This is a genomic window from Pseudomonas sp. BJa5 (assembly GCF_030272875.2).
GTDB lineage: Bacteria > Pseudomonadota > Gammaproteobacteria > Pseudomonadales > Pseudomonadaceae > Aquipseudomonas.
In genome coordinates this window covers 25,749-34,843 of the sequence record NZ_JALRNG020000052.1, presented here as the reverse complement: position 1 = coordinate 34,843, position 9,095 = coordinate 25,749, and the positions used below count along the sequence as shown (strand labels likewise).

Here is a 9,095-nt window from a genome sequence, read left to right as displayed (position 1 = left end):
AGGAGCGAGCGGTTTTGGTTCCTTTTGCCAAGACAAAAGGGACCCGCCGTAAGGGCGGAAGGGGCCGGCAGCCTCGCTGCATTGAATGGATAAGCTCGCAGCTTCAAGACCCAAGCCCAAGCCCAAGCCCAAGCCCAAGCCCAAGCCCAAGGATCATAATCCCCAGGATTCCACGAATAGCCATAAAAAAGGCCGCTACAAGGTAGCGGCCAAGGTAAGACGCAGATCAAGGAGCTTCAAAATCAACGTCGGTGAACCTGTTGCCGGGCGGCGGGGTGTACACGCCTCAAAGACCCGGGCTGGAGCGCGTCCGGTGGTGTTTCCGGTCCAGCTGCAAACAGGATAAGACGCTGACCTGAAAGGAAAAATAGCCGATTGTGACAATCACTGTTGCAACCCCGGCAACAGTGCCTGGCGCCTTAACGCGGCGCTTCGTAGCCCATGCGCCAGCTGATCTGCTGCGCCGCCGCCAGCAGCTGTTTTGCCGCCGGACCCTGCTCGTCGGCATGGAAGATCGAGGTGGGGCCGACCACGGTCAACACCGCGGCAATCTGGCCCATGGCGTTGAACACCGGCGCCGAAAGGGCATCGACGCCGGGCATCAGCAGGCCATGGACGTGGTGCAGGCCACGCTGGCGGATGTCGGCGAACAGGGTCTGGTAGTCGCTGGCGCTCTGGCCCGAGGCGGCCAGTTCCTGGTCGCGCAACTCGACGGTTTCGCGCTCCGGCAGGTAGGCACCGAACACCAGGCCCGTCGATGAACTGAGCAATGGCAACACCGAGCCGATCTGGGTGACCACGGTCACCGCCCGCACGGCCGGCTCGATGTTGACCACGGTGGCGCCCTGGTTGCCCCACACGGCAATGAAGCAACTCTCGTTGAGCTCGTCGCGCAGTTGCGACAGCGGCATCGCCGCGACCTTCAGCACATCCATCCCGCCCAAGGCCGCCAGGCCTACGCGCAAGGCTTCGCGACCCAGGCCATAGTGATTGGTGGCCGGATCCTGTTCGGCGAAGCCGCTGGCGATCAGGGCCTGCAGGTAGCGGTGGACCTTGCTCGCCGGCATGTCGACATGCTCGGCCAGGCGCGACAGCGACGTCGAGGGCGACAGCTGGGCCAGGGCCTTGAGGATATCGGTGCCGACTTCGGCCGAGCGGACCTTCTGTTTGCCGGCGCTATCGGCGGTGGAGCTGGCTTTGGCCATGGTGGATTCGATCCGGGTAGTCCAGGTGGGCGTCTTTATAGCTTGACGGTCTTCGTCAATCAAATTACGTTATGCGTAATGTAATTACGATAAAAATAACGCAGAGGCGCTGCGCCGGTGAACAGCTCGCAGCCAACTGCCATCAACCGGCCTGCATTGGGCCCGGAGGCTCGATGAACCTCGAAAGCACCCCCGTCCTCGATTATCTAAGCGGTTTCGGCAACGAATTCGCCAGCGAAGCCTTGCCCGGCGCCTTGCCGGTCGGGCAGAACTCGCCGCAGAAGGCCCCTTATGGCCTGTATGCCGAACTGTTTTCCGGCACCGCCTTCACCATGGCCCGCAGCGAGTTGCGCCGTACCTGGATGTACCGCATCCGCCCCTCGGCCCTGCATCCGCGCTTCGAACGCCTCGAGCGTCAGTTGGCCGGTGGCCCGCTGGGCGCGGTGACGCCCAATCGCCTGCGCTGGAGCCCGCTGGAGATTCCGGCCGAGCCGACCGATTTCATCGACGGCTGGGTGGCCATGGCCGCCAACTCCGCCAGCGAGAAACCCGCCGGTATCAGTGTTCACAGCTACCGTGCCAACCGATCCATGGAGCGGGTGTTCTTCAACGCCGACGGCGAACTGCTGCTGGTGCCGCAACTGGGCCGCCTGCGCATCGTCACCGAGCTGGGCGTGCTGGCGGTCGAGCCGCTGGAAATCGCCGTGCTGCCGCGCGGCTTGAAGTTCCGCGTCGAACTGCTCGACGGCCAGGCGCGCGGCTACATCGCCGAGAACCATGGTGCGCCGCTGCGCATTCCGGACCTGGGTCCGATCGGCAGCAACGGCCTGGCCAACCCGCGGGACTTCCTTGCCCCGGTCGCCCACTATGAAGACCTCCAGGGCCCGGTGCAGTTGGTGCAGAAGTTCCTCGGCGAACTGTGGGGCTGCGAGCTCAATCATTCGCCGCTGGACGTGGTGGCCTGGCACGGCAACAACGTGCCGTACAAATACGACCTGCGCCGCTTCAACACCATCGGCACAGTGAGTTTCGACCACCCGGACCCGTCGATTTTCACCGTACTCACCTCGCCGACCAGCGTGCCGGGCATGGCCAACCTCGACTTCGTGATTTTCCCGCCGCGCTGGATGGTGGCCGAGAACACCTTCCGTCCACCATGGTTCCACCGCAACCTGATGAACGAGTTCATGGGCCTGATCAAGGGTGAGTACGATGCCAAGGCCGAAGGCTTCCTGCCCGGCGGCGCGTCCCTGCACAGCTGCATGAGCGCCCATGGCCCGGACGCCGAGACCTGCGCCAAGGCCATCGCCGTGGAGCTTGCACCGAACAAGATCGACAACACCATGGCGTTCATGTTCGAAACCAGCCAGGTGCTGCGCCCCAGCCAGCACGCCCTTGAATGCCCGCAGCTGCAGGCCGACTACGATAGTTGCTGGGCCTCGCTGCCGAGCACCTTCACCCCGAACCGGAGATAACCCATGAATCAGTCCGCCATTGCCCGTAGTTGGGTCGAACACGCCAACGGGCATCGCGATTTTCCGCTGCAAAACCTGCCGCTGGGGATCTTCAGTCACAAGGATGCGACCCGGCGCTGTGGCGTCGCCATTGGCGATGCGATTCTGGACCTTGAAGGTGTGCTGGCTGCCGGCCTGTTCGACGGCCAGGCCCGTGCGGCGGTCGAGGCAACTCGCGGCGGCGCGCTGAACGCCTTCTTCGCCCTGGGCCGTGGCGCCCGCGTGGCGTTGCGCGAGCGGTTGCTGGAGCTGCTGGGCGAGCACAGTGAACACCAGGCGGCGCTCAAGCCGTTGTTGCTGGCCAGCCACGCGTGCCAGTTGCACCTGCCGGCCCGCATTGGCGACTACACTGACTTCTATGTGGGCATCGAGCACGCCAAGAATGTCGGCAAGTTGTTCCGTCCGGACAACCCGCTGCTGCCCAACTATAAATATGTGCCTATCGGCTACCATGGCCGTGCCTCGACCATTCGCCCTTCGGGCACCGACGTGCGTCGACCCAAGGGCCAGACCCTGCCGGTCGGGGCGAGCGAGCCGAGCTTCGGCCCGTGTGCGCGCCTGGACTACGAGCTGGAGCTGGGCATCTGGATCGGCCAGGGCAACGAGATGGGCGAGTCGATCCCGGTGGCGGAGGCTGGCGAACACATCGCCGGCTACTGCCTGCTCAACGACTGGTCGGCCCGTGACATCCAGGCCTGGGAATACCAGCCGCTGGGCCCGTTCCTGTCCAAGAGCTTCATCTCCACGGTATCGCCCTGGGTGGTGACCGCCGAGGCCCTGGCGCCGTTCCGTTGTGCGCAACCGAGCCGTCCCGAGGGTGACCCGCAGCCGCTGGCCTACCTGCAGGATGCACGCGACCAGGCCGAAGGTGCCTTCGACATCGAGCTGGAAGTGCTGCTGCTGACCGAGCGCATGCGCGAGCAGAACCTGCCGGCCCATCGCCTGACCCTGAGCAACACCTTGAGCATGTACTGGACCGTGGCCCAGATGGTCGCGCACCACAGCGTCAACGGTTGCCAATTGCAGCCGGGCGACCTGTTCGGTTCCGGCACGCTGTCCGGTGCCCAGCCTGGCCAGTTCGGCAGCCTGCTGGAGATCACCCAGGGTGGCAAGGAGCCGGTGCAGCTGGCGTCGGGTGAGGTGCGCAAGTTCCTCGAAGACGGTGACGAGATCATCCTGCGTGCCCGTTGTGTACGTGAGGGCGTGGCATCGATCGGGTTCGGCGAATGCCGCGGCAAGATTCTTCCGGCCAATTGAGAGGTCAGTGTCATGGATCTGTTCAACTATTTCCGTTCGACCTCGTCCTATCGGCTGAGGATCGCATTGGAACTCAAGCAGCTGGAGTACCGGTACGTACCGGTCAACCTGCTCAAGGGTGAACAGCGAGAGGCCGACTTCCTGGCACTCAACCCCCAGGGCCGGGTGCCGGCCCTGATGATCGATTCCGGTGAACTGCTGGTGCAGTCACCGGCGATCATCGAGTACCTGGAGGAAGTCTATCCACAGCCGGCGCTGCTGCCCGAGGAGCCTGTGGCGCGTGCCCAGGTCCGTGGGGTGGCGGCGTTGATCGGTTGCGACATCCATCCGCTGCACAACGTCAGCGTGCTCAATCAGTTGCGCGGGTTGGGCCATGGTGATGAGCAGGTCAACGCCTGGATCGCTCACTGGGTCAGCCAGGGGCTGGCGGCGGTGGAGAAGTTGATCGGTGACAGCGGCTATTGCTTTGGCGATGAGCCGGGGCTGGCGGATGTCTACCTGATTCCGCAGCTGTATGCCGCCAAGCGTTTCAACATCAGCCTTGGCGACTTCCCGCGAATCCTCCGGGTGGCAGCGCTGGCCGAGAAACACCTGGCCTTCATCAAGGCCCATCCATCGAACCAGCCCGACGCACCGGCACCAGCGGCTTAGTGCACTGAGGGCGGCACCGGGTGCAACTGGCCCAGGCGCTCGGTCAGGCGCAGGCGCTGGATCGGGTCGTCACTGAGCAGCAGGGCATGCTCCAGGTCGAAGCGTTCGGCCTGGGGGCAATCCAGGTGCTGGTACAGGGTGGCGCGTGCCAGGTAGTCGCTGGCGGTGGCCGGCCCGAGCTGCAGTACCCGTTCGGCATCCTTGAGGGCCGCCAGGTCATCATCGTGGGTCGAATGCAACTGGCGCAGGTTGCGTGACAGGCGCTGGAGCATCTGCCCGGGGCTGGCCGCGACCAGGTGTTCGGCGCTGAGCAGCAGTTGCGGGCCGAACTGACGGCCGAGCAGTTCGCGGCAGTCCGCGGGGTAGAGCCTGCGTCCACCGCAGGGGTCGAGCAGGTGATCGGCACCGGGAACGCGCAGGAGGAAATGACCGGGAAAATTCACCCCTTCCAGCGGTATCGACAGGCCTCGGGCCAGCTCCAGGGTCAGCAGGGCCAGGGCCAGGGGTTGCCCGCGGCGTCGTTCCAGCACTTTATCGAGCAGGGCCGCCTGTGGGCGCAGCGGGTGATATTCGTCCTGCTGGAAGCCCAGGGCATTGAGCTGGCGCAACAGCGGCTGGGCCAGCTCGCTGAGCGGCAACATGGGCAGGTGGTTGCTGACCTCTATCTGCAGGTCATGGACCTTGCGCATCTGCAAGGCCGGATCGACGCTGGCATCGTGCTCGGCAGCGATCCACAACGCCGCTTCCAGCAAGGCGACGGGGTCACGTTCTAGGCAGGCCAGGCAGGCTTGGCGTGGGGTCATGACAATCTCCGCTCAAGCTTTTGTTTTAGCGCTGGCAAAGGCTTTCGTCCAGTGGTCCGGGTGCTGTCATCATTCGGCAAAGTGCAGCCTATACTGGGAGCAGCACCTCACTGAGGAGCCCGCTGATGTTCGCGCTCATGCAAAGCACCCGCACGCAATCCTTGCACCTGTGCATCGACCCGCCCACAGGCCTGAAGGCCGTGGTTGCCATTCACAGCGAGCACCTGGGGCCGGCCATGGGCGGCTGCCGCTACCTACCCTATGCCGATGACGAAAGTGCCATGGCCGATGCCATTCGCCTGGCCCAGGGCATGAGTTACAAAGCGGCACTGGCCGGCCTGCCGGTGGGGGGCGGCAAGGCGGTGATCATTCGTAACCCCCATGTGGAAAACCGTGCGGCGCTGTTCGAGGCCTTCGGGCGCTTCGTCGATACGCTGCAGGGGCGTTTCATCACCGCTATCGACAGTGGCACCTCAACGGTGGACATGGACTGCATTGCCCAGTCCACCCCGTATGTGACCAGCACCACGGCCTCTGGGGATCCCTCGCCCCATGCGGCGATGGGAGTGTTCGCCGGCATTCGCGCCACCTCCATGGCGCGCCTGGGCAGTGACAACCTTGAAGGTCTGCGAGTGGCGGTGCAGGGCCTGGGCAATGTCGGCTATGCCCTGGCCGAGCAGTTGCACACCGCCGGCGCCGAGCTTTTGGTCAGCGACCATGACCCGGGCAGGGTGCAACTGGCCATCGAGCAGTTCAATGCGCGGCCGGTGGCCAATGAGATGCTCATCAGCACCCCCTGTGACATCTTTGCCCCTTGCGGGGTAGGGCCGGTGCTCAATGGCCAGAGTGTGATGCAGCTGCGCTGTGCCGCCGTGGCCGGGGCCGCCAACAACCAGCTGACCACCCTGCAGGTAGCCGACCAGCTGGAAAGACGCGGGATACTCTATGCGCCGGACTACGTGATCAATGCCGGTGGCCTGATCTACGTGGCGCTCAAGCACCGTAACGAGGAGTTGAACACCATCACGGCCCACCTGGCGCGTATTCCTTCGCGCCTGACCGAGGTATTCGCCCATGCCCAGGCCGAGAAGCGTTCGCCGGCTCGGGTGGCGCAGATGCTTGCCGAGAAGCTGATCTACGGCTGAAGGGGTTACTCGGCGGGAACCTCGGCGAGCAGCTCGGACAGGGCATCGGGCTGGCTCTTGAAGGCCTTGGCAAAGACGTCGCGATTCTTTGCCATATAAATGCCGGCATCCTCGACCTGCTGTTCGCTGAGCGAAGGGACGGCTTTTTTCAGGACCTCGGCGAGCAGCTCGGCCAGTTCGAGCATCTTGTCGTGACGGTCAGCTTCGGCTTTATCCATGAACAAGCGCTCCAGATCGCGGCTGCTGCGGTATACCACTTCGACGGCCATTCATCACCTCACGTGCCTTTTGTCTATCGATGGTTACGATACTGTTTATTCGTACAGTATTAATGATAGGGTAATCCACAGGACTAAGATAGTGGCAATTGACTGATCTGCTTCCCGGGGGCGGCTGATTCCAGCCTGCGTTGCTCTGGCGCGGCACTTTTGCCCCTCTCTACGGTCTTCATGTGCGTGTAGAATTCCGGACAGGCAGTCGAGCCATTCAAGCCAATCAAGGATATGCAATGAACGAGCAAACATCGCGCCTGAACCGGGAACGGCGCTTTCTGGTACTGCTGGGAGTGATCTGCCTGGCCCTGATCGGTGGCGCCCTGTACATGCAGGTGGTGCTTGGCGAAGCGCCATGCCCGCTGTGCATCCTGCAACGCTATGCACTGCTGCTGATCGCCGTGTTTGCCTTCATTGGCGCCGCCATGCCGGGCCGGCGTAGCCTGACCCTGCTCGAAGGCCTGGTGGTGCTCAGCGCCATCGGCGGTATCGCCGCCGCCGGCAACCATGTCTACATCCTGGCCAACCCTGCAGTCAGCTGTGGCATCGATACCTTGCAACCGATCGTCGATGGTTTGCCGCTGGCATCGGTGTTGCCCCTGGTGTTCCAGGTCGATGGATTCTGCTCCACACCCTATCCGCCGGTACTGGGGTTGTCGCTGGCACAATGGGCGTTGGTGGCGTTTATTCTGACCGCCGTTCTGGTGCCCCTGGGCATCTACCGCAACCGTCGCAAGCCTTAGACAAAAGTCCCGTGTTGATGCAAGTCTGGTAAGCAATGGATTTTTCTTTCGGTGTCGCACCCGGGTTGATCTGAATCAAGCTTTGACCCTTGTAGAACAAGGGTTTCAGCGGTGTCGCAGAGGGTGCGACAAACTGTCGCGAAACTGATTTTCAGGGCTTGATTGTTACAGTTTTGGTAAAAGACTGTTGCGCAATTAGTCATAGTCATTGAATGTCGACCTATCTACAATCGCCCCCAATTTCCGTTCGGCACTGCTTGCGAGTCGCAGGATTAAAGGAGCTTCAGGCTCTTTTCGCTGACTCTGAAGCATCGCCTGCGGCGATGCCGGGCTGACCCCCCTCCGTGATTTCCCGCACCAAATGGAATTGGTCTGAAGACAGGCCTGTTGCCTGCGAAGTCAAAATAATAACCACCGCAATACCCGGTCTATGCCGAGCCGCCGCAGCTGGCCTCAAGGTATGACCGTATTCGATCCCAAAATGCTGACGCTTGGCAGGACGAAGTGTTGGCTACCAAAACACAAATTGCATTGAAGCAAGCTGCTCTAGAGGTCGTGAGATGAGTAAAAAGCGTTACCCCAGACTGTTTGGCATTCTGCCCTTTTTAGGCATGCTTTTACTCAGTGGGTGCAACTGGACCCTGCTCGACCCGAAGGGCCAGGTCGGCATTGAGCAAAAGAACCTTATCCTGATCGCTACCGGCTTGATGCTGCTGGTGGTGATTCCTGTCATTTTCATGACCATCGCGTTCGCCTGGAAGTATCGCGCTTCCAACAAGGCGGCGACCTACACCCCTGACTGGTCGCACTCGACCAAGATCGAAGTGGCGGTGTGGACCATTCCTGTACTGATCATCATTGCCCTGGGCTATGTGACCTACAAGACCACCCACGAGCTGGACCCGTATCGTCCACTGGTTTCCGACGTGAAACCGGTGCAGATCGACGTGGTCGCCCTGGACTGGAAATGGCTGTTCATCTACCCGGAACAAGGCATTGCCACGGTCAACAAGATCGTCTTCCCGGCTAACACTCCGGTCAACTTCCGCGTGACCTCCGACTCGGTGATGAACTCGTTCTTCATTCCGGGCCTGGGCGGCCAGATCTACGCGATGGCCGGCATGACCACCAAGCTGCACCTGATCGCCAACGAAAACGGCGAGTTCGACGGTATCTCGGCGAACTACAGCGGTGCCGGCTTCACCGGTATGAAGTTCAAGGCAACCGCCACCTCCCAGGCCGATTTCGAGGCATGGGTGAACGAAGTCAAGCAGTCGCCTAAACAGCTGGATTCGGCTGAATACGCGGCATTGGCCAAAGCTAGCGAAAACAATCCAGTCGCGCTGTACAGCGTGGCCTCGCCTGACCAGTTCCAGACCATCGTCGACAAGTACGAAGGCATGAACCGCGGTCGGCCGGTCCACGAGAAAGAGCAGAGCAAAGAAGCGGCCGGTACCGAAGGGATGGACGTGAGTATGCATTCAGCTGCTGGGGCAGAGGAGTAA

Annotated in this window: 9 protein-coding genes and 1 pseudogene; 7 read left to right on the top strand and 3 right to left on the bottom strand. The window is 62.2% G+C overall.

Annotated elements, in window-relative coordinates; genetic code table 11:
* Positions 1–419 precede the first annotated feature (419 nt).
* Positions 420–1,205 (bottom strand): IclR family transcriptional regulator, encoded by a 786-nt coding sequence (locus tag M2D63_RS23380; RefSeq protein ID WP_285865435.1) that lies wholly within the window; start codon positions 1,203–1,205, stop codon positions 420–422.
* Between the two features lie 173 nt (positions 1,206–1,378).
* Between M2D63_RS23380 and hmgA the strand changes: the two genes are divergently transcribed.
* From hmgA to maiA, 3 genes are read left to right on the top strand one after another with little or no spacing between them, the layout of a single operon-like run.
* On the top strand, positions 1,379–2,680 hold the full coding sequence (gene hmgA, locus M2D63_RS23375; protein WP_285865434.1) for a homogentisate 1,2-dioxygenase: 1,302 nt from the start codon (positions 1,379–1,381) through the stop codon (positions 2,678–2,680).
* A gap of 3 nt (positions 2,681–2,683) precedes the next feature.
* Positions 2,684–3,976 (top strand): fumarylacetoacetase, encoded by a 1,293-nt coding sequence (fahA, locus tag M2D63_RS23370; RefSeq protein WP_285865433.1) that lies wholly within the window; start codon positions 2,684–2,686, stop codon positions 3,974–3,976.
* Between the two features lie 12 nt (positions 3,977–3,988).
* Entirely contained in the window at positions 3,989–4,627 is a 639-nt protein-coding gene (gene maiA / locus M2D63_RS23365; RefSeq protein WP_285865432.1) for a maleylacetoacetate isomerase, read from the top strand.
* Here the strand turns inward: maiA and M2D63_RS23360 are convergent.
* A complete protein-coding gene (locus M2D63_RS23360) occupies positions 4,624–5,430 on the bottom strand; it encodes a SirB1 family protein (RefSeq protein WP_285865431.1) in 807 nt (268 codons plus the stop codon). The two genes, maiA and M2D63_RS23360, sit on opposite strands and share 4 nt — an antisense overlap.
* A 125-nt stretch (positions 5,431–5,555) precedes the next feature.
* On the opposite strand from M2D63_RS23360, the gene M2D63_RS23355 reads away from it, so the two are divergent.
* Positions 5,556–6,575: a Glu/Leu/Phe/Val dehydrogenase dimerization domain-containing protein gene (locus M2D63_RS23355; protein WP_285865429.1), complete on the top strand. Its 1,020-nt coding sequence runs from the start codon at positions 5,556–5,558 to the stop codon at positions 6,573–6,575.
* 5 nt (positions 6,576–6,580) lie between these two features.
* Here M2D63_RS23355 and M2D63_RS23350 read toward each other — a convergent pair whose 3' ends face one another.
* The gene (locus M2D63_RS23350) at positions 6,581–6,844 is read right to left on the bottom strand and encodes a YebG family protein (RefSeq protein ID WP_285865428.1); all 264 of its coding nucleotides are present in this window, start codon (positions 6,842–6,844) and stop codon (positions 6,581–6,583) included.
* A gap of 239 nt (positions 6,845–7,083) precedes the next feature.
* Between M2D63_RS23350 and M2D63_RS23345 the strand changes: the two genes are divergently transcribed.
* The 3 genes and pseudogenes from M2D63_RS23345 to cyoA all read left to right on the top strand — a co-directional run bounded on the left by M2D63_RS23345 (position 7,084) and on the right by cyoA (position 9,095).
* Entirely contained in the window at positions 7,084–7,590 is a 507-nt protein-coding gene (locus M2D63_RS23345; RefSeq protein WP_285865427.1) for a disulfide bond formation protein B, read from the top strand.
* A 21-nt stretch (positions 7,591–7,611) separates the two neighbouring features.
* A pseudogene (locus M2D63_RS23340) lies at positions 7,612–7,659 on the top strand (KxYKxGKxW signal peptide domain-containing protein); the annotation flags it as partial.
* 491 nt (positions 7,660–8,150) lie between these two features.
* Positions 8,151–9,095 carry a ubiquinol oxidase subunit II gene (cyoA, locus tag M2D63_RS23335; RefSeq protein ID WP_285865426.1) on the top strand — a complete coding sequence of 315 codons (945 nt, stop codon included), beginning with the start codon at positions 8,151–8,153 and terminating at the stop codon, positions 9,093–9,095.

Bases quoted from the DNA above. Each gene is read 5' to 3' on its own strand.
- M2D63_RS23380 (WP_285865435.1), bottom strand. From the start codon at position 1,205: ATGGCCAAAGCCAGCTCCACCGCCGATAGCGCCGGCAAACAGAAGGTC.
- hmgA (WP_285865434.1), top strand. From the start codon at position 1,379: ATGAACCTCGAAAGCACCCCCGTCCTCGATTATCTAAGCGGTTTCGGC.
- fahA (WP_285865433.1), top strand. From the start codon at position 2,684: ATGAATCAGTCCGCCATTGCCCGTAGTTGGGTCGAACACGCCAACGGG.
- maiA (WP_285865432.1), top strand. From the start codon at position 3,989: ATGGATCTGTTCAACTATTTCCGTTCGACCTCGTCCTATCGGCTGAGG.
- M2D63_RS23360 (WP_285865431.1), bottom strand. From the start codon at position 5,430: ATGACCCCACGCCAAGCCTGCCTGGCCTGCCTAGAACGTGACCCCGTC.
- M2D63_RS23355 (WP_285865429.1), top strand. From the start codon at position 5,556: ATGTTCGCGCTCATGCAAAGCACCCGCACGCAATCCTTGCACCTGTGC.
- M2D63_RS23350 (WP_285865428.1), bottom strand. From the start codon at position 6,844: ATGGCCGTCGAAGTGGTATACCGCAGCAGCCGCGATCTGGAGCGCTTG.
- M2D63_RS23345 (WP_285865427.1), top strand. From the start codon at position 7,084: ATGAACGAGCAAACATCGCGCCTGAACCGGGAACGGCGCTTTCTGGTA.
- cyoA (WP_285865426.1), top strand. From the start codon at position 8,151: ATGAGTAAAAAGCGTTACCCCAGACTGTTTGGCATTCTGCCCTTTTTA.